This window comes from Methylocystis sp., from assembly GCF_051061225.1.
In the GTDB taxonomy this organism is placed as follows: Bacteria; Pseudomonadota; Alphaproteobacteria; order Rhizobiales; family Beijerinckiaceae; genus Methylocystis.
In genome coordinates this window covers 1-19,503 of sequence record NZ_JBPFEB010000140.1, presented here as the reverse complement: position 1 = coordinate 19,503, position 19,503 = coordinate 1, and the positions used below count along the sequence as shown (strand labels likewise).

Annotated in this window: 17 protein-coding genes and 1 pseudogene; 4 read left to right on the top strand and 14 right to left on the bottom strand. The window is 63.5% G+C overall.

Features of this window, described 5'->3' with window-relative positions; genetic code table 11:
• Positions 1-1,064: 1,064 nt before the first annotated feature.
• Complete coding sequence (locus tag ACR652_RS24250; protein WP_434509037.1) at positions 1,065-1,595, bottom strand: GNAT family N-acetyltransferase; 531 nt, start codon at positions 1,593-1,595, stop codon at positions 1,065-1,067.
• Positions 1,596-1,745: 150 nt separating this feature from the next.
• Here ACR652_RS24250 and ACR652_RS24245 point away from each other — a divergent pair, with 150 nt between their 5' ends.
• Positions 1,746-2,639: an aspartyl protease family protein gene (locus ACR652_RS24245; protein ID WP_434509036.1), complete on the top strand. Its 894-nt coding sequence runs from the start codon at positions 1,746-1,748 to the stop codon at positions 2,637-2,639.
• A 70-nt stretch (positions 2,640-2,709) separates the two neighbouring features.
• Here the strand turns inward: ACR652_RS24245 and ACR652_RS24240 are convergent, their stop codons facing one another.
• Positions 2,710-4,119 (bottom strand): hypothetical protein, encoded by a 1,410-nt coding sequence (locus ACR652_RS24240; RefSeq protein WP_434509035.1) that lies wholly within the window; start codon positions 4,117-4,119, stop codon positions 2,710-2,712.
• Positions 4,120-4,235: 116 nt separating this feature from the next.
• Positions 4,236-7,718, bottom strand: coding sequence for a multicopper oxidase domain-containing protein (locus ACR652_RS24235; RefSeq protein WP_434509034.1), 3,483 nt, complete (start codon positions 7,716-7,718; stop codon positions 4,236-4,238).
• 538 nt (positions 7,719-8,256) lie between these two features.
• Here ACR652_RS24235 and ACR652_RS24230 point away from each other — a divergent pair.
• Positions 8,257-8,943: an MORN repeat-containing protein gene (locus ACR652_RS24230; RefSeq protein ID WP_434509033.1), complete on the top strand. Its 687-nt coding sequence runs from the start codon at positions 8,257-8,259 to the stop codon at positions 8,941-8,943.
• A 17-nt stretch (positions 8,944-8,960) separates the two neighbouring features.
• Here the strand turns inward: ACR652_RS24230 and ACR652_RS24225 are convergent, their stop codons facing one another.
• Positions 8,961-9,521, bottom strand: coding sequence for an MORN repeat-containing protein (locus tag ACR652_RS24225; RefSeq protein WP_434509032.1), 561 nt, complete (start codon positions 9,519-9,521; stop codon positions 8,961-8,963).
• Between the two features lie 79 nt (positions 9,522-9,600).
• Positions 9,601-9,786, bottom strand: a complete 186-nt coding sequence (locus tag ACR652_RS24220; RefSeq protein ID WP_434509031.1) for a hypothetical protein — start codon at positions 9,784-9,786, stop codon at positions 9,601-9,603.
• A 198-nt stretch (positions 9,787-9,984) separates the two neighbouring features.
• Between ACR652_RS24220 and ACR652_RS24215 the strand changes: the two genes are divergently transcribed.
• Positions 9,985-10,818 carry a universal stress protein gene (locus ACR652_RS24215; protein ID WP_434509030.1) on the top strand — a complete coding sequence of 278 codons (834 nt, stop codon included), beginning with the start codon at positions 9,985-9,987 and terminating at the stop codon, positions 10,816-10,818.
• 12 nt (positions 10,819-10,830) lie between these two features.
• Here ACR652_RS24215 and ACR652_RS24210 read toward each other — a convergent pair whose 3' ends face one another.
• Together ACR652_RS24210 and ACR652_RS24205 are read right to left on the bottom strand one after the other, a co-directional pair.
• Complete coding sequence (locus tag ACR652_RS24210; protein ID WP_434509029.1) at positions 10,831-11,727, bottom strand: radical SAM protein; 897 nt, start codon at positions 11,725-11,727, stop codon at positions 10,831-10,833.
• A 108-nt stretch (positions 11,728-11,835) separates the two neighbouring features.
• Positions 11,836-12,246: a four-helix bundle copper-binding protein gene (locus ACR652_RS24205; protein WP_434509028.1), complete on the bottom strand. Its 411-nt coding sequence runs from the start codon at positions 12,244-12,246 to the stop codon at positions 11,836-11,838.
• A gap of 212 nt (positions 12,247-12,458) precedes the next feature.
• Here ACR652_RS24205 and ACR652_RS24200 point away from each other — a divergent pair, with 212 nt between their 5' ends.
• Complete coding sequence (locus ACR652_RS24200; RefSeq protein WP_434509027.1) at positions 12,459-12,713, top strand: hypothetical protein; 255 nt, start codon at positions 12,459-12,461, stop codon at positions 12,711-12,713.
• Positions 12,714-12,779: 66 nt separating this feature from the next.
• Here the strand turns inward: ACR652_RS24200 and smbP are convergent, their stop codons facing one another.
• The 7 genes and pseudogenes from smbP to ACR652_RS24165 form a co-directional block, all read right to left on the bottom strand.
• The gene (gene smbP / locus ACR652_RS24195) at positions 12,780-13,136 is read right to left on the bottom strand and encodes a small metal-binding protein SmbP (RefSeq protein ID WP_434509026.1); all 357 of its coding nucleotides are present in this window, start codon (positions 13,134-13,136) and stop codon (positions 12,780-12,782) included.
• Positions 13,137-13,322: 186 nt separating this feature from the next.
• Positions 13,323-13,805, bottom strand: a complete 483-nt coding sequence (locus ACR652_RS24190; protein ID WP_434509025.1) for an MEKHLA domain-containing protein — start codon at positions 13,803-13,805, stop codon at positions 13,323-13,325.
• 19 nt (positions 13,806-13,824) lie between these two features.
• Positions 13,825-15,342, bottom strand: coding sequence for a SpoVR family protein (locus ACR652_RS24185; RefSeq protein WP_434509024.1), 1,518 nt, complete (start codon positions 15,340-15,342; stop codon positions 13,825-13,827).
• Positions 15,339-16,631, bottom strand: a complete 1,293-nt coding sequence (locus ACR652_RS24180; RefSeq protein ID WP_434509023.1) for a YeaH/YhbH family protein — start codon at positions 16,629-16,631, stop codon at positions 15,339-15,341. The genes ACR652_RS24185 and ACR652_RS24180 overlap by 4 nt, the downstream gene beginning before the upstream one ends.
• A gap of 39 nt (positions 16,632-16,670) precedes the next feature.
• A complete protein-coding gene (locus ACR652_RS24175) occupies positions 16,671-18,614 on the bottom strand; it encodes a PrkA family serine protein kinase (protein WP_434509022.1) in 1,944 nt (647 codons plus the stop codon).
• A 323-nt stretch (positions 18,615-18,937) separates the two neighbouring features.
• Positions 18,938-19,225 (bottom strand): hypothetical protein, encoded by a 288-nt coding sequence (locus tag ACR652_RS24170; RefSeq protein ID WP_434509021.1) that lies wholly within the window; start codon positions 19,223-19,225, stop codon positions 18,938-18,940.
• Positions 19,226-19,340: 115 nt separating this feature from the next.
• Positions 19,341-19,503, bottom strand: a pseudogene (locus ACR652_RS24165) (glucose-1-phosphate thymidylyltransferase RfbA); the annotation flags it as partial.

Genomic DNA, 19,503 nt, shown 5'->3' with positions numbered 1-19,503 from the left:
CGCGCGTGGAACAAGGCATCGGACGCCTCAAACGCTTCAAGAGGGTCGCGCTCCGCTGCGAAAAGACCGAACGAAATTTCCGATCCATCGTCAGTCTCGCCGCAGCACTATGCTTGATCAAATTCGTCCACACAGCCTAGTTGAAGGCTTGGTGATGACTGGGCTCTCTCCCGGCGCGACAATTTGAATAGGGGCAACATTAAGGGGGCGATGGACATGATGGGCTTGATTGAACCAAAACGGCTGCGATGTGACATAGGTAGACGCAAGGCGGCCGCCCCCTACTAAAGGCTTACGCTAAAGGCAGCGCGCCACGGTCATGAACCGGCGGCAGCCGGCGGTTGATAAGTGGCCGCCCGCCCGGCGCTGCCGTGCCAAAAAGACTGACGAGGCGGCTTGCGTCGTTCGCCTTCGGCGAGAACAATTCGCGTCTGACGACCACAGGCCGGGCAGCGCTGATGGAGGCGGAGACCCTGACGATCGCTGCGACAGCCTGAATCGCCGCATTTCGGGCCATCGAGCGGATTGACAAACGGCCGCGTCAAGTTTGCGTTGGAGCGAAACTTAAGCGCCGATTGACGACGGCCCCCGTCGGGCCCGATCGGTCTGGACAGGAGATATGGTCCGATCAAGCCCCGCCCGTCGACCCGGGCGCTGTCCCCCTGCTGAAGTTCTGCTGAAACAGCCAGTATTTTGCGAGGAATCGCGACTCAGTCGGTGCGCGTGACGTCGAGGAGACACCTGACGAACATGCGGTGGTTGATGACGAGTGCCACGCGCATGTCCGACAGACTGCCGCTAGCTTGCTGACATGATCTTGTGCTGTCCGGTCACGCCGTGCATCGCGAGGGGCTTCGCGCGGCCGCTACGATGCATGGGGTTGTTTTCAGACTTTAGCTGTGCCCCCTCCCCCCTCCCCCACTGCCAGTGTAGCCCCGCTCGCCGGCGCATGGGGGCAGGTTGGCGGCGAAGGAGGGGACGGCGCCGCCAACGGCTCCAGCGCTTTCCGTTCGGTTAGACGGTCCAAGGGTTGATGCCGCATCAGTCGGCACCTGCGCCCGCCGCTAAAGCTCTTTAGCCATATAAACCGCCCCCGCCCCATAATCCTTGAGCTTCTCAGCCAAGCCCGCATTCTCGCGGGGCCTGTACCCCATCCGGCTCCAAAGCCTGTCGGTCCCGTAAAGGGACACAAGCGCGATCGTCCCGAGCCGCCGCTCGCGTGCGACGTCGCTCAACACTTGCTCCACGGCTGCGGCGGCGCCGACACCGCGCGCTGGCCCCATGATGGCGACGTCATGCAGATGCAGACACGTCGGCGAAGGCGGCAGTTTTTCCAGGAATGCGTCAAGGCGGGGGATGTCGTCCGGCGTCCATGGGTGCGCCAGCGCATAGCCGTAAAGGCTTGTATCCTTTTCCAGGGCAAAGCAGCCGGCGGGAAAGAGACGCAGTTTCTCCTCCAACACCTCCCGCCGTTCAGGAAAGTCCGGGTGAAGGACGGCCGCGATTCTGACAACTTCAGGAATGTCCGTTGCCCGCAAGGCGCGCCAGTCCGCTATGCCCGCTTTATGCACGTCCTTGTCTCTCGACGCCGTCATGTTCGTGCTCCACTCCGCAAGCCAGACAAGGGAAGGCGCTGGCCCCGCTACCCGAGCGGGAGGATAGGCATGATCTCCCCACGCACAAGCCAGACTTGCGCAGTCCCGGCTCGATGATTAGCCTACACCCGGCTTCCCGGGATTTCTCGAATGAGACGGCTTCTCTGCGCCTTTCTATTCCTCGCGACAGGGACCGAAGCGGCCCTCTGCGAGAGCCTGCCCTCGACGGTTCCGCTCACCCTCACGCAGAGCGATTACGATGGCGGCCGTATTTACGTTCCCGTCCGCTTCGGCAACGCCATGGGCACGATGCGGCTCGATACCGGAGCCTCGACCAGCCGCGTCGGACTCGCGCCCTGGAACAAGGACCTGCCGAAGATCGGCGAAAGCCGCTCAACAGCGGCGTCCGGCGAGGCGGCGGTCTGCGAGGATGTCGAGGCGAGAAACGTCCAGCTCAGAGCCTCTCAAGGCCCGGGCGTCGCACGCAACAGTTATGAGCTCACGCGTTGCGCCAGAAACGACGGCGACGACCTGTTGGGGCTCGACTTCTTCAGGCGCGCGCGGTTCTCGCTCGATCTCGATCGGCGCGAGATGGAGTTGTTCGACAAAGTCCCGCCGGAGAGTCGTCTGGCGCCGTTTCGTCTGCTCGGGCCCGATCAGCGCCTCATCGGGCTCCCCTTGCGCCTCGGGAACGTAACGAGTGTCGGGCTTTTCGATACGGGCGCGGAGCTCTCCGCGGTGGATCAGAGCTTCGTCGACGCGCACAAGGGATTGTTCACGCCCGTAAAGAACCGGCTCAGGGCGAGCGCCGCGGACGGGGGCAAGATTTCATCGAGAGTGTACCGGGTCAAGCAAGTCGCGCTCCCCGACGGGCACGTCGTGAAAAACCTCTATGCGCTCGCCTATGATTTCGGCCCGCTGCGCCAGGCGCTCGGGCGACAGGTCGCCATCATACTGGGATATAATTTCTTGCGGAAGTTCGCCTGGGAGATCGATCTCACGACTCCCGCTTCCCCGCGCTGGTCGGCGACGCCCCGCAAATAGGCTGCGGCCCCCGACCGGGGTGGCGAGCGCGCCGCCCGTGCGCAAGGCGCGGGAGCCGCAAGGCGCGCGCTCATCGCCAGTATCGCTCTGCGTCCCCGTAGGTCATGCCGCCACCGAACAACCTCACAGTGCCGACGCCAACGCAGTAGTTCCATTCCCGGGTGGCGAGGAAGTTCGCATAAGGCCCGCAGTAGCCGGTCGAGATCGGAATAAAGGGAACTCTCGCGTCAAAACGGCCGAAACCCTTTGCGCCATAGATGGCCTGCAATTCCGCGACGCTGCTGCTGCGAAACGCGCCCATGGAATTGACGATCCCGGCCATGAGCGCGGTCGAGAGGCTGGTGCCCCCCGCAATGAACCAGCCTGTTCCATAGGCGCTGTTGCTGTCGTAGATCCACATGCCTGTATGCGGATTGGCGACGACCGAAACATCCGGCAACCCGCGCTGCGCGCCCACGACCCGTTGCACGGCGTCTTGATAGGCTGGACGCGCGTAATAGGGGCTGCGGCCGCCGCCGCCGTCTACCCAGGACGCATGCGCCTGGAAGTCGAGAGAGGGGACCGCGCGGGAGATTGTGGTGCCGCCAACCGAAACGACTTTCGGCGAAGCGGCCGGATAGCTCGTTCCCGGCTGATCGCCCGAGGCGGCGAAATAGACCACGTTCGGCGCGGAGAAATTGACGTCATAGGCGTCTTCTCCCTGAAATTCCGCCGATCCCCAGCTCATTGAAACCTGCCCGCCTTCGGTGAGCAGGCTATTGGCGCATTTCACCGCGCCCATGATTTCGTCATAGGCGTCCGATTGCGCCTCGACCAGATAAATTTTGGCCTTGGGCGCCATCGCATGCACCGCCTGCACGTCGACCGCCTGCTCGTTTTCCCAGCCGGCGTCATTTGCCGGTTGCGGCCCATCGCAGCCGCCGCTGGACGTCGCATATTTGACGACGAACGTGTCGGGCGTTGGCGCCGGAAGACCGAATTGCTGGCTGAAGGTCGCAAGATCGGAGAGCGCGGTCGGATAGCCAAAAGCCGCGACGACCGCCACCGCGCGACCGCCCTTGTTGAGGGGAACGTCCAGGGCGGTGTTGGGGTTGCAGCCCCGCGTCGGCGTGACCAGGCCGTAAAGGCAGGCGAGCGATCCGGGCGTTTCATATCCCAGCCCGTCAGCGGGCGGACCGACACGCGGAGACACAAAGGACTGCGGCTTGATGGGGGTGTTTTTCGGCGCGACCGAATTGGGAGTCAAAAAAGCGCGCGGAGGAAGGAATCTGTTGTTCGTATGAGCCCTGACGCCCGCGTCCTGCGGCGTGGAGGCGCTCGAAAGGGGAACGATGGCGGAAATGCCGGGGGAGTCGGGCGAAGGCTTCCGTCCCTGGCCTGTGGCGCCGTAGGGGCGAAGCTGTTGCGAGAACGCAGCCGACGACATCAGCGTCGACGACAGCATCAATCCGACGACAATCCGCTTTGAAGAAAGTTTCATCGCTCGCTCCGGGGCGGCGTCACCGATCACGCGTCGCCCTCTTGGGTGTGCTCTCGAAAAGTCAGAAAAGGGCAGGCGATGACGCCAGCCCTTTCCCTTGGTTGCGTTCAGTCGCTTTACCTCAGCACGACCGGGCGCATCATGTCATTTTCTTCGTGACCGAGAATATGACAGTGCCAGACATACTCGCCATAGAAGTTGGTCGACGGGTTTGTCACGTTGCGTCCGGTTGTCACCGGCATGGTGACGTCCGCCGGCCGCTGTGACGACGGGAAGGTCGAAGACGTCCAGCCCGCCGCCGCCCATTTCGAGGCGTTCAAGGCGCCTGGTCCGCTAGGCGCGTTGAACTTGGCCTGGTTCCCGTTCGGAGGCAGTTTTGGCTGCACCATCACGAAGGTGGTGGTGAACGGGCTGACCTTCACCGACTCCTTCCAGCCCCGCTCGTCGTCATCCGGCAGATACATGCCGCCGGCGATGTCGTAGCGGTTCATCACCTGAACGTTCGACAGGTGGAAGTGCACCACGTGAGTGTCGACGCCGCCATGGAACATCATCCAGACCTGCGGAACGTTGCGGGTCAGGATCTCCGTGGGCGCGTCCTTATAGGCCATGCCCGGGATCGGCAGGAGCGGATTCGCCGGCACGCCAGCCGCCGTTCCGAGTTGCGCGGACATGCGGCCGTAGTTGTCGAACAGGCCGTCGAGGACGTCCTTCTGAACAACCACGATCCAGCGCTTGGCGACGCCGTTGGAGCCGACGCCGTTGCACGTGCTCGGCGGTCTCTGTCCCATGTTGTTGGGATAGTAGAAACCACCCACAACGTGGTTGGGATCCCACCAATAGGGGCCGTCGGGCGCGCAGAACCACGAGCCGTCCGGGATGTCGCCGCCGCCGAGCACATCCGGAGGAGGCGCGCCCATGCCGCCGACATACTGATTGGGACCCATCACCGGCGCGCCAGCGGGTTTGGGGGGCAGAACCGCAAGCTGCTGGTCCAGGACGGGCAGGTTGCAGTTCGTCGTCGTTGCGCCGGCCTTGCCGTTGTTGTTGCAGGACCAGGCGTTGGCCACCATGGTGTCCAGATTGATCCCCAGATTGGTCGGGTCGATCGGGCTCGTCCCGATGTCGGGCGCATTGTCGTCCACAATGAACTGCATCAGATTGTGAACGTCAGGTCCCTTGCCTGTCGGAGCCTGATGAGCGCCGCCAAGCGCGGACTGATCGCCGAGATCCGGATTGTAATCCAGACGCGCGTCATAGAGCGGCACCGCCGCTTTCAGGTCATTATAAAGAATGGCGTGATCGCCATTGTTCATCTTCGAGAAGTCGATGATGACGTCCGCCCGTTCCGCCGGAGCGAGCCAGATTTCACGCGACTTCACGCTCATCACCGTCGCGCTCTTGGGGTCCGAGTCATAGACGGTCGGCTGGGGGCAGGCTCCGATCGAGCAATCGTTCAGACGAATGACGCTCTGGAGGAATCCGCTCTCATTGCCGATCATGTAGATCGGAATCTGCTTGTAATTCGCCGAGGTCGAGACGGCCGAGCCGAGATCCGCTTCGGTGAGGAAGAGGCTCGGATCGATCGCGCAAGCCGGCGGATCGGTCGACAGCGGCGGAGTGTTCGGGCAGACCAGGGCCGGATTCTTGGCGGCGTAAAGCTGCAGATTCCACTGGCGGTCGTTGCTGCCGTTCAGGACCCTGAAGCGATAGGCCTGCCGCTTCACCTTCATAGAGGGATAGGCGACGCCATTGATCGTCGGCGTGTCCATGAAGGACTCGGGATAGGCCGAAACCGCCGGAAGCACCTTTTGGGCCGCGCCGACGGGAATCCACGGCGGATTCATCCAGTATCCATAGTCATAGCGCCCGACCGGGTTGAGGCCCTGGCTCGGCGGGAACTGGTTCATCGCGTAGGAGTGGGGGAACCAGAGATCGCCGGGCATGCCCCATTTGCGGCGATCCCACAGCGGATCGTCGTTGCCCCAGTTATCCTTGCTTTGCATCAGCGCTGAGCCCAACGTCGCGGCCGTGGGAGACAGGCATGAAGGGTCAGACACGGTCGCGCTGGCGCTCGTGCTGTCGAAGCCCATGCAAGGATTGACAAAGGACCGGTCCTGGATGATCAGCGGCATGCCCAGGCCCGGCAGCGCCTTGATGGCGCTCGGATTGGCTCCTGAGACGTTGGTGCCGTTGATGTAGTCCTGTTCGATCGGGTCGGTCAGGACGAAAGGAGCCGCCTCGCCGGCATAGACGTTCAGGCGCGTCAGACCGTAGCTGTGGTCATGATACCATTCCAGCCGCGCCGACTGTGCGTTCGGATGGAAATAGGTCGCTTCGCCGGAGTTGTTCTTGCCGTTGTCCTTGCTGGTCGGCGCGAAACCCACCATGTCCGGAACGTTGCGCTGCGCCCATCCGCTCGGATGGCAGGGATCGTCGACGTTGCCGCCGACTGGCGCCGGCGTAATCCACTGATGCGGCGTGCCGTCGCTGATCCAGGGAGAGAAGCTGCCGTGAACGTGAATGTCGGCCCGGTTCTCCGAATAAGGCCGCTGGGTCGTCCCCGCCGTTCCACAGGCGCCCCCGCCCACGGTCGAAGGCCCGTTGCCCGCGCCCATGATCGTCGGATCGACCGGCAGGAAGAGTTTCGATTTGGGCGTCAGACCATTCACGAATCTGATTCGAACCGCGCGGTCCCTCTGGGCGACGATCATCGGGCCCAGGACAGGATAATCCCCTGCGGCCGGCGTGCTGGCCAGATCCTGATACTGACGGACCTTCGTGCCGGCGCGATTGGCGTAAGCCTGATTCAGCGGCACGAGGTCCGAATGCATCGGAACCTGCGTTTCCGTGACCTTGATCTCATAATAGTCGGACGCGGGGAAGAGCGTCGTGTTCGGCGTCGCAACCGGGATATAGACGCCCAGATTGTTCTTGCCGTTGGGACCGAGGCCGGGAAGCCCGTCCACGAACTTCCTCATGAACGGCGAATTGCCGTAGAAGCTGACGTTCGGATTTGCGCCGAGACCGACAGGGGTCGACTTTGCCTGATTGAAATACCAGACGGCGGCGGAAACCGTTGAATCCCACGGAGCCGTCCCGGTCCAGGGCGTGTTCGCCGGCTGTGTCCACGGGCACGGGCTGTATTTGGTGGGACAGAACGGCTGCGGAAGCGGCCAGTTGGCGAAGCCGTACGGCGCCTGCGTCGGCTGCGCCATCGGCTGGACGCTGTTGGGCGCGCCCGCGCTGGGCGCAGTCGTCGGCTGCGCGGAATGGCCGACGGCGGAGGGCGCGAAGCTCCCCGTCTGCTGCTGTTGTCCGCCAATATTGGGAACATTGACCGGCCGGTCCGGCAGGCCGCGCGGAATCGCCATCCCGGCGCTCCGCAACGCCTTGCACAGCGGGTCGCCGTCCTTCTCGTGCAGACACCGGCTTTGCAGCGTCCGCGTCAGCAGGTCTTTCCGGTATTGAGGCAGCAAGTCCATCAGCTTCATGCCTGACGCCGCTTGCGCAATGCCTCCCGGGATCCAGCTTGCCGCGACAAGCGCCGCCAGACTGGCTCCTCCCAATGCGAGTGAAAATTCGTGTAACTTTTTCATCGTGTCGCCCCTAGATCGCCGCCGCTTTGCCACGTTAAGCGTTACAATGAGTGGACTTCAAGCGACTGATCGTCGCGGGCGCGAAGGGTGTCGCGCGGAGAGTTCTGTTTCAAAAGACGTTTCATGGCGTGTAATTTTTTGCGACCTTTTGATAAGTTTCGGCTCTGTGGCTGGATTGCGGCGTCTTTCGGGCAGCGAATCAGCGCCCCTCGCGCGGATGAGGCTTCCGTCTTGAGAAAGCAGGCTCATTCCGCACGGTTGCCCAACGCGCCCAAGTTCGTTAAAGCGCGGTCCGCGCATCGAAAGGCGCTTTGAGGGCGCTGTCGTCGCCTGCTGGGGGCCATGGAGCGGCCTGCGCTGAGGGGAAATCAAGGTGTCATACGGCCTGCGCGCATGGGACCGCAATATTTGTAACACATTGAGACTCTTTGCGGTCCTGCTCCCATTCTGCCTCCTGGGCGCCGCGCCCGGCAGGTGTCTGGAAGTCCTGCCGTCCTGTGCGGGGCAGAACGTCGCCCACTGGGACAATTGCGTCGGCATGACGTCGACAGACGGAGAAAGCTATCAGGGCGCCTTTCAGAAGGGCCGGCGCCATGGGATCGGCCAGCTCGTCGCCCGTGACGGGAGCGCTTACACGGGGGAGTTTGTCGAGAACAGGAAACAGGGCATGGGCGTTCTCAAATTCCCCAATGGGGAGGCCTATGCGGGCGAATTCAAGGACGACATGATCCAAGGCTTCGGCGCGTATACCTGGCCCAACGGCGAGCGATATAGCGGCGATTTTGCCGCCGGCCTGAAATCCGGGCTTGGACTTCTGTCCTCTCCCTTCGCAGAACCAAAAATCGGAGAGTTCGGCAATGGCGATTACCTCGGCCCGCTACAACGGCCGCCGGAAAATCAGCCCAGCGCGGCGCCCGCGCCGGACGAGATGATGAACGGAGCGCGCCACAGTCTGCGGCTGCGCGAAATCATCGCCGTCTCCATGGTGTTGACGCTCGCGCTGTTCTTGCTGGACTGCGCGCTGTTTCCGCCTTTTGCGGCGCAGACGGTTCAGTTGATCAGGCAGCAGAGCCGGCGTTCGTGGCTGCTGCTCGTCGCGACCATGCTGTTCTGCGGCGCGGCCTTGTTCGCAGGGGGCGAGATTCTTTTCGCGCGGGACGAGGCTGCTCAGGGGCTGAAACAGGCGCTCGCGCCGGCGGATGAGTCCGGCGCCTCGCCAATGTAGGAAAAAACCGGCCGTTCCTATCGTTCGGCCCGGTCATCCCACATGCCGCCCCATTCGATATTGCCCTGCGCATCATAAAGGACGCCCTGCCCATAGCGGACGCCGTCCTTGAACATCCCGACGTATTTATGCCCATCGGCCTGTGCGTAGGAGCCAAACCCATCGGGTTTGCCCGCCTCGAAGGGGCCTGTGTAAACATCGCCGTTCGGCAGAGAGGCGACGCCCTGGCCCTGCCGCTTCCCCTTTGAAAAGGCTCCGACATATTTCGAGCCGTCGGAGGAGGTATAGGCGCCCTGGCCTTCGTAGAGGCCGTTTACGAAATCGCCTTCATAGCGATCGCCGTCATGAAATGTGGCGACGCCCTTTCCGTCGGGCGCGCCGTGCTTGAACTCGCCTTCATATTTTCCGCCGGGCGCAAAATTCGCCACGCCCTGACACCTGTCCCACGCCGCCTGTTCGGCGCCGACGCAGCGCGGCCGCTCGGCGTCGGCGGCATGGACTCCAGATGCGGCGCAAAGCGCCACGAGAAAGGAGGGGACGGCGGCGAAGCCGGATGCTTGTCTTCTACGGGTGCTCATATTCTTGCAGTTTTCCGAAACGCGCATTCTCATCCAACGCCAAATCCTTGCCTGACGCCGCCGCCTGCCTCGCGTCCTGTCAGCGGCGGCGACGGCGGTATGCTGCTTCCTGCCATAGCGGCGCCTGGTTTTTCAGGTCTTGCCCCGGCGCAGTCGACAGAACGCATGGCGCGCGGTTCATGCAGGGTCCGGCGTTCACATTGGCTTTCTCATAAACGCCGCCCGGCGAGGTCAGCAAGAGGGTGACGACAAGACTTCTGATCATGGGCGAACCTCTGGTAAGATGACGCAGCGCTCGAACTCCGCGCTCGCGAGCGCGGGCTCTGCACATGAGATGGCGTCTCGGGCCGTCAAAAGGAATTGTCGCTCGTGCGACCGAAAGACGCAACGCCGCGCCCGCGCGGTCCTTTGGGCCCGGTGTAAGGTCGGCGGGGACGTTCATGAGACTTTGGGAAGGACAGCCATGGAAGCGCTGCCATTTCGCTCCATCCTGCATCCGACAGATTATTCGGACAGCAGCATCGCGGCCTTTGCGCATGCGTTGCGCCTGTCCGTCGCGGCGCGCAGCGCCTTGCATCTGCTTCACGTCGATCACGCCGGAGAGGAAACGCGCTGGGAGCGCTTCCCCGACGCCCTTTCGCTGCTCGAACGCTGGAAAATGCTGGGAGCCGGTTCGAAGCTGGCGGATTTGCAGGACCGGCTCGGCGTTGAGCTCACGAGAGACGCGCTTGGCTCCGACGATGTCGCGGGGACGATCAGCGCCTTCGCGGAACAGCGCGCCTGCGACCTCCTCGTGCTTCTGACGCATGGATCGAGCTGGATGGGACGCATCCTCAAAGGCTCCGTCGCGGAAGCGAGCGCCCGGCTGACCCATGCGCCCGCCATGTTCCTGCACGAAGGCCAGCGCGGTTTCGTCGATCCCGAAAGCGGCAAGGTCCGGCTTCATCGCATTCTGATGCCGGTTGCTGCTGACGTCCCGCCCATGCACGCCTGGGGCCTTGCGGCGAAGGTCGTGCGTGCGCTCGAGCCTTTGGCCGAGTTCCACATGCTGCATGTCGGCGACACCTTGCCGACCTTTGGCAACATGCTGCCCTATGTCGATCTCAAGCGCGGGCCGGTGGTCGAGACCATTCTCTCGGTCGCAGGGCAGATGAAGCCGGACCTCATCGTCATGGCCACCGCGGGCCATCACGACCTTTTCGACGATCTGCGCGGAAGCACGACCGAAAGGGTCATGCGTCAGGCGCCCTGTCCGGTGCTGGCGATCCCCGAGCCCGCGCGACGCAATCGCGCCTGAGACCAGGGCAACCTAAAGACCCCGCGCCCAGGCGGGTCTGAGCGGCGCGGCTTCGGGCGCGGCGATGGCCCGTCGCAGCTCCTCGAGCATGCGCGGCTTGTCCGCGCCAAGCGCGCCTTTGAGAACAAGCCAGTTGGAGGCGTGGTCGCTGCGGAACACGGTCCTGTTCAGCTCCAGATGGCCGATGAAGAGCTCCATCTCCTGCATCAGCCCAGTCACGCTGAGCGGCTCCCAATCCGGGAAGCGTGCCCGAAACCGATCCTCGCCCAGCGGGAAACTCACGACCAGCGTCGCCAGAAACTCTGGCTGAGCAGCGTTCATCAGCGCAGCGGAATTCATGGCGTGCTGTCTGGACAGCGCCCGGCCGCCAAGGCCGTTGAGGATCATCACCGAGCGCTTGATCCCGGCTTGGCGCAATTTTTCCAGCGCCTCGCGCGAGCTTTCGAACGTCTCGCCCTTCTCGACCCGTTCAAGCACCTCGTCGTCTCCGGACTCCGCGCCGACATAGACGAGCGAAAGCCCGAGCGCCGCGAGTTCCCGCAGGTCGTCGACCGATTTCTTGCGCAGGTTGCGCGGCAGGCAGTAGCTCGATACGCGCCGCACGCCGGGCAAATGGCGGCGGATCGCCTCCAGGATCGTGGTGAGCCGGCGCACCGAAAGCGTCATGGCGTCTCCATCCGCCAGAAAGACGCGCTTGACGCCCGCGCCGAATGTCTCGCCGTAGAATCGAATGCCGTCCAGCACCTCGGCTTCGTCCCGCGGCCGGAATCGCTTCTGCGGCGCGGTGTACATCTCGCAGAAGGCGCAGCGATTCCAGGAACAGCCGTTTGTCACCGGCAAGATCAGGGAGTCCGCTTCGCTGGGAGGGCGATAGACGGGTTCGATATAGTGGAGCGGCGCGAGAGTCATGAGGGCGCGGGGTCTGCCGGAGCTGGAGGAGCGCCGGCCAGTCTAGCGCAAGACAACGCCAATGGAGAAGCTGCGCGGGATGGCTCGGGGGCCACCCCGCTTCGTGTCTCAGTGGCCGAAGCCGATCGTGCGCACCGCGCCTTCGCAGGCTTCCTCGCAGCGCCGGCAGGCCTCGGCGCAGATGCGACAATGCTCGTGGTGACGGGCGTGCTTGTCGCATTCGTCGGCGCACAGGCGGCAGGCCAGCGCGCAGGTCTCGAGCATGGAGCGAAGCAGTTCCTCATTTGATCCGGTGCGCCGCGACCCGGTCGAGCCGGTCGCCAGGCACACGTCCGCGCAGTCGAGATTGAGGCGGATGCATTGCCGCAACTCCATGACGTTGCTTTCCCCCAGGCAGGCGTCGGCGCAGGACATGCATGTCTGAGCGCAATCGAAGCACTCCTCGATGCACCGTATCAAAGCATCATTGACCTGGCCTCTGACGTCGGGGTGGCTGCTGATGATTTCTTGAGCGTGCATGAAAGGCCTCCGCGGTTGGACCCGTGGTTAACACCCAGGCAATGCGATTGTTCTGCCGGGCGCATGCGGCGCAGGCGCGAATGGCGACGCTCACGGCTCTCGTTCTGAAAACCTGTCGGGAAGCGGAGACCGCGACGCGCCCCGCCTCGACGCGGGGCGGTCAGCCTGACATCTTGCGCGGGAGGTCGCGACGCAATGGCGGGGTGGGGAACATGCGGGCTTGGATCGGGATCGGCGTTTTCTTTTTCTGCGCCTTGCCAGCGGGCGCCGTGGCGCAGGAAACGGCAAAGGATATCATCGCCGCCCATGTGCGGTTGCAGGGCTTTCAATGCGATGCGCCCAGAAGCGCGCGGCGCGACGCAGCGGCGTCACGCCCCGACGAGGCGGTTTGGCTGATTTCCTGCGAGCGGGCGCGCTATCGCGTCCGGCTCGTGCCAGACATGGCGGATGTCATCGAGCCGTTCTGACGGCGCCTCACGCCCGGCGCGCGCGCCTGAGCGGAGGCCCGGGCCGCGGCCGCCCGGGCCGTGAGGTCAATGCTTGACCGTCTCGAACTGCTGGAGGGCCAGTTCGGCCTGTTCGGTCGCCTTGGCGATGCGCTTGTCGAAGCTCGTGCCCTTGGCGAGCTTCACGGCCTTGCGCAAATATTTGATTCCCTTGCGGATCGGGTCGACGGGCGTCTGCCAGACGGCGCTGCGCGCATGGTCGATCGCCTCATCCGCATGTTCGACGAAGGAGCTGGCCTCGGACTGCTTGCCGGCGTCGATCGCCGCCCGTGTTTCGGTGATGGCCTGCTCCAGGTAATTCTCCTGGGCGCGGGACGGTTGCGCGAGGACGCCGAGCCCGAGGGCCAGGCTCACCGACAAAGTCATCAAGCGACGCGACGTCATTTCTGCACTCTCCCTGAATCGGCCATACTCGAACCGGCGTTCATAGTGCGCATTTTTGCGCGCGTCTCAACTTCGGCCGGGCGGCTGTGCATGATCCTGTTTTGTTCGCAAACGCAGCCGAACGCGGGCGGGGGGTAGCCGTGCATATTTCCGAAGGGCGTTCTCTCTCCCGCCAACCGCAGGGAGTCAGATGAAGGTCCAGCGGGCGAAGGTCGCGGCTTGTCCGGCTGGCCTCCCCTGCGAATCGGTTACATTCCAGATGGTCACACTGGAAATTCTGAACCGGCGTGCCGTCGCGCTGATGCGCACGCCTTCATAGCCGCTGACGAAACCGTCTCGGGCGGTCTGCGCGAGGAGCTTCTCGCGCGGCTCGCGCAGCATGGGCTCGGCTGTCAGGCGCGAGGGCGTCGCCAGCAATTGCGCCGGCGTCATCTCCCACAGGGCAAGCGCGACCCGATTGCCGTAATTGAGAAGCGGGTCCGCCTCCGTCCCGTGCGAGACGACGACAAAGGGCGCCGAGAGCAGGCGTTCCGCTTCCTGCTCCGGTTCGCCGCCGCGCTCGATCAGCTCGCGGCCGGTCAAATCGCGGTAGGAATTGAGGAGCGCGGCGGAATGCCGGATCCAGTTTCGCCACACATCGTCTGGCAGTTCGGCGCTGAAGCTCGGCATCGTCCCTCTTGGGCGCGCCTCAGGGCTCGGGCGACGCCATATGCGCCTTTAGCACTTCGTTCGTCGCCGCGTCGACCTCCTCCAGCACCACGTCATAGCCCCAGAGCGTCGTGAGGTGGCGCAGCACCAGCGCCGTGTCGACGACATCGAGAAGCTTTCCGGCGAAGACCCGATGATGCAGCACAAGCCGACGGCTGCCCGCGAGATCGACATCGGCGACCTGAATGTCGGGCGTATGTCGCCCGACCTCGTAATCGCTGGACAGCGTGCGGCGCAGGTCCTGATAACCGCGTTCGTTGTGAATCGCCTCCACCTTGAGTTTGGGGGCGTTCTCCTGGTCGATGATGTGGAAGAGCCGCCACTTGCGCATCAGGTGGGGGCTGAGAAATTGCGCGATGAAACTGTCGTCGCGGTAATTGGCCCAGACGTCCTTGAGCGCCGCCATTTCATCGCCGCTGCCGGCGAGGTCCGGGAACCACTGGCGATCCTCTTCGGTCGGCGCGCGCGCGATCCGGGCGATGTCGCACATCATGTCGAAGCCCAGCGCGTAGGGATTGATTCCCCCATAGGTCTGATCATGGGCGGTGGGTTGCCGAATGGCGTTGGTGTGCGACTGGAGAAACTCCAGGAAGCTGCCGTCCGTGATCCGGCCCTGCTCATGCAGGCTGCTCATGATCCGGTAATGGCAATATGTGGCGCAGCCTTCGTTCATCACTTTGGTCTGCTGCTGCGGGTAGAAATACTGCGCGATCAGCCTGACGATGCGCAGGATTTCCCGTTGCCACGGGTGAAGCTTCGGCGCCGCCTTTTCGAGGAAATAGAGGATGTTTTCCTGCGGCAGCCGCAGCAGGGCGCGCTGGTGGTCGACCGTCTTGCGCCGCGTCTCGCCGCCGCCGGGAACCGTGCGCCAGAGATCATTGTAGAGCCGCTCGCGCTCGTCGCGGCGCTCGCGGTCGCGTCTTTCCTCCTCGGCAAGGCTGATCGGCCGCTTGCGGGGATAGCGGTCGACGCCCTGCGCCGAAAGGGCGTGCGCCGAGTCGAGCAGCCGCTCGACCTCCGCCTCGCCATAGCGTTCCTCGCAGGCGGCGATGTAATTCTTGGCGTAGGCCAGATAATCGAGAATGCCGCCGGGGTCGGTCCATTGGCGAAACTGGTAGTTGTTCTTGAAGAAGTGATTGTGGCCGAAGGCGGCGTGGGCGATCACCAGCGCCTGCATCGTCGCGCTGTTTTCCTCCATCACATAGCTGATGCAGGGGTTCGCGTTGATGACGATCTCATAGGCGAGCCCTTGCAGGCCGGCGCGATAGACGCCCTCGTATTGGGCAAAGCGCTTTCCGAAGGACCAGTGCCGGTAGAGCAGCGGCATGCCCGTCGAGGAGTAGGCGTCGAGCATCTGCTCGGCCGTGATCACCTCGATCTGGTTGGGAAACGTATCGAGACGCAGGTCTTCCTTCGCCACGACCGCCACCGCGTCGTGAATGTCTTGCAGCGTTTCGAAGCTCCAGTCCTTTCCTTCAAACAGTAGTCCGCCGCTCATGTGGCCGTCTCCGTATGGGAGCTCTCCCGGCGCTGGAACAATTCCCGGAAGACGGGATAGATGTGGTCCCTGCGCGACACACGGCGCATCTGGAAATTGCGCGCGCTCGCGGAGAGGGGCGCATAGGCGTTCCACAGGGAGCTGCCGCCGAAATAGGATATCGGCGAGGCTTCGTTGGAGTTCGCGACCTCCAGATAGGCGAAATACTGGCAGCGCGGCAGGATCTTGTCCTGCAACAGCGCGCGCGTGCGCTCATTGTCGCTCATCATATTGTCGCCGTCGGAGGCTTGCGCGCCATAGATGTTCCAGCTTGCCGGATCGTAGCGCGCGGTGATGATGCGGTCCATCTCGACAAGCGCCGAGGAGACTGTCGTGCCGCCGGTTTCCGTGGAGCGGAAGAAGGTTTCTTCGTCGACTTCCTGCGCCTCATCCGTGTGGCGGATGAAGACGATCTCGACGCGCTGGTAGCGGCGCGTCAGGAACACATGCAGCAGCATGAAGAAGCGTTTGGCGAGGTCCTTCATGTGCTCCGTCATCGACCCCGACACGTCCATCAGACAGAACATCACGGCTTGCGCCACGGGTTTCGGGAAGCGCTCGAAGCGCCGGTAGCGCAGATCCACCGGATCGAGGAAGGGGATGCGCAGACGCCGCGCGCGGGCCGAACGCAGTTCCTCGGCAAGAAGCTCGGCGACGTCCTGGTCGGAGGAGACGGCGGATTCCTGCTCGAGCCGTTCGACGACCTGATGCTTCGGGCGGCCCATTGCGATCCGTCGCGCCAGCGACATCCGCATGGTGCGCCCAAGCGACAGATTGGCGGGCGTTCCGCTGATCGTATAGCCAGCGCGGCGCACCCCGAGCTTCTGCGTGTCGACGAGACCCCGCTTGGCGAAGTCCGGCAATTCGAGATCATCCAGGAAGATGCTCAGGAACTCCTCGCGGGTCAGCACGAAGCGGAAGGCGTCCTCCTGCCCGCCGCCCTTGCCCGGCTCCGTTCCGCCGCCCCCGTTCTCGCCGGTGGGGCGATCAATGAGATCGCCCTCCACATAGTCGCGATTGCCCGGCAGGACGAAGTCGCGCCGCTCGCCGGCCGTGTGACGGAAGACGGGCTCGCGCGCGCCGTCGGCTGGGACCGTGACCTCCTGTTCGTTTTCGAGATCCTCGATGGCGCGCTCACGGCTCGCCTCGCGAACCGCGCGCTCCACCGTGTCACGGACGCGGCGAAGGAAGCGTTGCCGATTTGAGAAGCTCTTGCCTCCCGGATTGAGCCGGCGATCGACGATGCGCATTGTCCCCTTCGCTATCCTTGCGTCGCGTCCCAGTCACGGTTAGCCCGCCTGCTTGACGCGCATATACCACTCGACGAGACGGCGAACCTGCCGTTCGGTATAGCCGCGCGCCACCATGCGGCTGACGAACTCCCCATGCTTGCTCTCGGTTTCGGTGTCCTTCTTGGTGCCGAAACTGATGACAGGCAACAGGTCCTCGACCTGCGAGAACATCCGCCTCTCGATCACGTCGCGGATTTTCTCATAGCTTGCCCAGGAGGGGTTGCGTCCCTTGTTGGAGGCGCGCCAGCGTAGCGCAAACTTCACGACTTCGTTGCGGAAGTCCTTTGGATTGGCGATGCCCGCCGGCTTTTCGATCTTGGTCAATTCCTGATTCAGGAGCTCCCGGTCGAGCATCTGCCCCGTATCGGGATCCTTGAAGTCCTGGTCCTCTATCCACGCGTCCGCATAATCGATGTAGCGGTCGAAGAGGTTCTGGCCATAGTCCTGATAGGATTCGAGATAGGCTTTCTGGATCTCCTTGCCGATGAACTCCGCATAGCGCGGCGCAAGCTCGGCCTTGATGAACTCGATGTAGCGCTTCTCCGTCTCCGCCGGCAGTTGCTCCCGGCGCAGCGACTGTTCGAGCACATACATGAGATGCACCGGATCGGCGGCGACTTCGACCGTGTCGTGGTTGAAGGTGGCGGCGAGCACCTTGAAAGCGAAGCGGGTCGAGAGCCCCGTCATCCCCTCGTCCACGCCGGCGGCTTCATGATATTCGAGGATGCTGCGGGCGCGCGGATCGACCTCACGCAGGCTCTCGCCGTCATAGACCCGCATTTTCGAGAAAACATTCGAGTTCTCGTGCGGCGCCAATCGAGACAGTACGATGAAACGCGCCAGCATTTCGAGCGTATTGGGCGCGCAGCTCGCATTGGCGAGTTCGGATTCCCGCAGCAGCTTTTCGTAGATCTGCTGCTCTTCGGTCACGCGCAGGCAGTAGGGAACCTTGATCACATAGATGCGATCGATGAACGCTTCATTGTTGCGGTTCGATTTGAAGCTTTGCCATTCGGCCTCGTTGGAATGCGCGAGCACGATGCCGGAAAATGGGATCGCGCCAATATTCTCCGTGCCGATGTAATTTCCTTCCTGCGTCGCCGTGAGCAGCGGATGCAGCATCTTGATCGGGGCCTTGAACATCTCCACGAATTCGAGCAACCCCTGATTGGCGCGGTTGAGGCCGCCGGAATAATTGTAAGCGTCCGGATCGGCCTGCGCATGGGCCTCGAGCTTGCGGATGTCGACCTTGCCCACGAGCGAGGAGATGTCCTGGTTGTTTTCGTCGCCCGGCTCGGTCTTGGCGATGGCGATCTGGCGCAGGCGCGACGGCGACAGCTTGGCGACCTTGAAGCGGGTGATATCCCCGTTGAACTCGTCGAGCCGCTTGAGGCACCATGGGCTCATGATCGACCCGAGCCGGCGTCGCGGGATGCGATAGCGTTCCTCGAGCAGAGGACCCGCCTCGTTGGGGTCGAACAGGCAAAGCGGGCTCTCGAAGACCGGGCTCAGTTCGCTGCCCGCTTTGAGCACGTAAATGGGATTGGCCTCCATCAGGGCCTTGAGCCGCTCCGCCAGAGACGACTTGCCCCCGCCGACCGGCCCGAGCAGGTAAAGGATTTGCTTGCGCTCCTCCAGACCCTGCGCCGCGTGGCGGAAGAAGCTCACGATCCGCTCGATCGTTTCCTCCATGCCGTAGAACTCGGCGAAGGCGGGGTAGACGCGGATCGTCCGGTTCATGAAGATGCGGCCGAGGCGTGGGTTCCTGGACGTATCCAGAAGTTCCGGCTCGCCAATTGCGGCCAGGATTCGTTCAGCTGCGCTCGCATATGTCCCCGGTTCGTCACGGCACAGATCCAGATAGGATTCGAGCGACATCTCGCTCGCCTGCCGCTCCCGGTAAAACTGGACAAAGTCAGCGAAGACGTCGGTGTTCGCCATAGGTCGGGGCCTCTTCTCCGAACGCGTCATTGCGCGCTCTGACAAGAGGTACCTGAGCAAGCGCGAACTGATTTCAATATCAGGCGCGCGAAGTCAGAAGCCCCGCAGGCGCTACGCGCGCCGAAGGGATGCGCTTTTGTGTTTGCAAGGGCCGGCGTTGATTATTTTAGCGGCGCCGGGGCGGTGGCCGGTCGGGCGGCGAGGCCGCAACCGCGCAGATCGAGGCGGCTTTGCCGGTCATCTCGATTGACGCGCGCCTTGGCGCAGCGATTGGCGCGCGATCGCAGCCCGGCGCTGATTGGCCGGACCGCGATAGGGTCATTTTAGTAATAATAGCGCGCGCGGCGATAGTAATAGCGGGGGCGCGGGGCGGTGGCGGCGCCCACGAGCGCGCCGCCGGCGGCGCCAATGGCCGCGCCGGCGAGCGTCGGTCCCGCGAGGCCGCCCGACGCGAGGGCGCCAATGCCCGCGCCGCCGAGACCGCCGATGATCCCGCCGCCGACCGCGCGCTCACCCGGCGTATAACATCCATAAAGCGGCAGGGCGGACATGATGAGAGCTGCGGCGAGAACGACTTTCCTGGTGGGGAGGCTGTGCGCGATGCTTTGCATGAGAGACCTTTGAACAGCGTTGCGTCGAATCGGAAAGGCCCGGCGCCCTTCACGGTCCCCTTGGAAAGCGCAGGTTTGCGCCATTTGCATGGCGTCCCGCCCAAGGTTGGGGCGATCACCCGCGGCTATTGTCCGCCTCCTGCAGGACCTGGAGGAGATATCCGCCATATCCGCTTTTGGCGAGGCGGGCGGCGGTTTCGCGGAGGGCGGCCGCGTCGATCCATCCCTGCATGAAGGCGATTTCTTCCAGACAGGCGACGCGTTGGCCCTGGCGCTGC

Excerpts from the sequence above, each read along its gene's own strand:
- ACR652_RS24250 (WP_434509037.1), bottom strand. The coding sequence starts at position 1,595 with ATGACGGCGTCGAGAGACAAGGACGTGCATAAAGCGGGCATAGCGGAC.
- ACR652_RS24245 (WP_434509036.1), top strand. The coding sequence starts at position 1,746 with ATGAGACGGCTTCTCTGCGCCTTTCTATTCCTCGCGACAGGGACCGAA.
- ACR652_RS24240 (WP_434509035.1), bottom strand. The coding sequence starts at position 4,119 with ATGAAACTTTCTTCAAAGCGGATTGTCGTCGGATTGATGCTGTCGTCG.
- ACR652_RS24235 (WP_434509034.1), bottom strand. The coding sequence starts at position 7,718 with ATGAAAAAGTTACACGAATTTTCACTCGCATTGGGAGGAGCCAGTCTG.
- ACR652_RS24230 (WP_434509033.1), top strand. The coding sequence starts at position 8,257 with ATGACGTCGACAGACGGAGAAAGCTATCAGGGCGCCTTTCAGAAGGGC.
- ACR652_RS24225 (WP_434509032.1), bottom strand. The coding sequence starts at position 9,521 with ATGAGCACCCGTAGAAGACAAGCATCCGGCTTCGCCGCCGTCCCCTCC.
- ACR652_RS24220 (WP_434509031.1), bottom strand. The coding sequence starts at position 9,786 with ATGATCAGAAGTCTTGTCGTCACCCTCTTGCTGACCTCGCCGGGCGGC.
- ACR652_RS24215 (WP_434509030.1), top strand. The coding sequence starts at position 9,985 with ATGGAAGCGCTGCCATTTCGCTCCATCCTGCATCCGACAGATTATTCG.
- ACR652_RS24210 (WP_434509029.1), bottom strand. The coding sequence starts at position 11,727 with ATGACTCTCGCGCCGCTCCACTATATCGAACCCGTCTATCGCCCTCCC.
- ACR652_RS24205 (WP_434509028.1), bottom strand. The coding sequence starts at position 12,246 with ATGCACGCTCAAGAAATCATCAGCAGCCACCCCGACGTCAGAGGCCAG.
- ACR652_RS24200 (WP_434509027.1), top strand. The coding sequence starts at position 12,459 with ATGCGGGCTTGGATCGGGATCGGCGTTTTCTTTTTCTGCGCCTTGCCA.
- smbP (WP_434509026.1), bottom strand. The coding sequence starts at position 13,136 with ATGACGTCGCGTCGCTTGATGACTTTGTCGGTGAGCCTGGCCCTCGGG.
- ACR652_RS24190 (WP_434509025.1), bottom strand. The coding sequence starts at position 13,805 with ATGCCGAGCTTCAGCGCCGAACTGCCAGACGATGTGTGGCGAAACTGG.
- ACR652_RS24185 (WP_434509024.1), bottom strand. The coding sequence starts at position 15,342 with ATGAGCGGCGGACTACTGTTTGAAGGAAAGGACTGGAGCTTCGAAACG.
- ACR652_RS24180 (WP_434509023.1), bottom strand. The coding sequence starts at position 16,631 with ATGCGCATCGTCGATCGCCGGCTCAATCCGGGAGGCAAGAGCTTCTCA.
- ACR652_RS24175 (WP_434509022.1), bottom strand. The coding sequence starts at position 18,614 with ATGGCGAACACCGACGTCTTCGCTGACTTTGTCCAGTTTTACCGGGAG.
- ACR652_RS24170 (WP_434509021.1), bottom strand. The coding sequence starts at position 19,225 with ATGCAAAGCATCGCGCACAGCCTCCCCACCAGGAAAGTCGTTCTCGCC.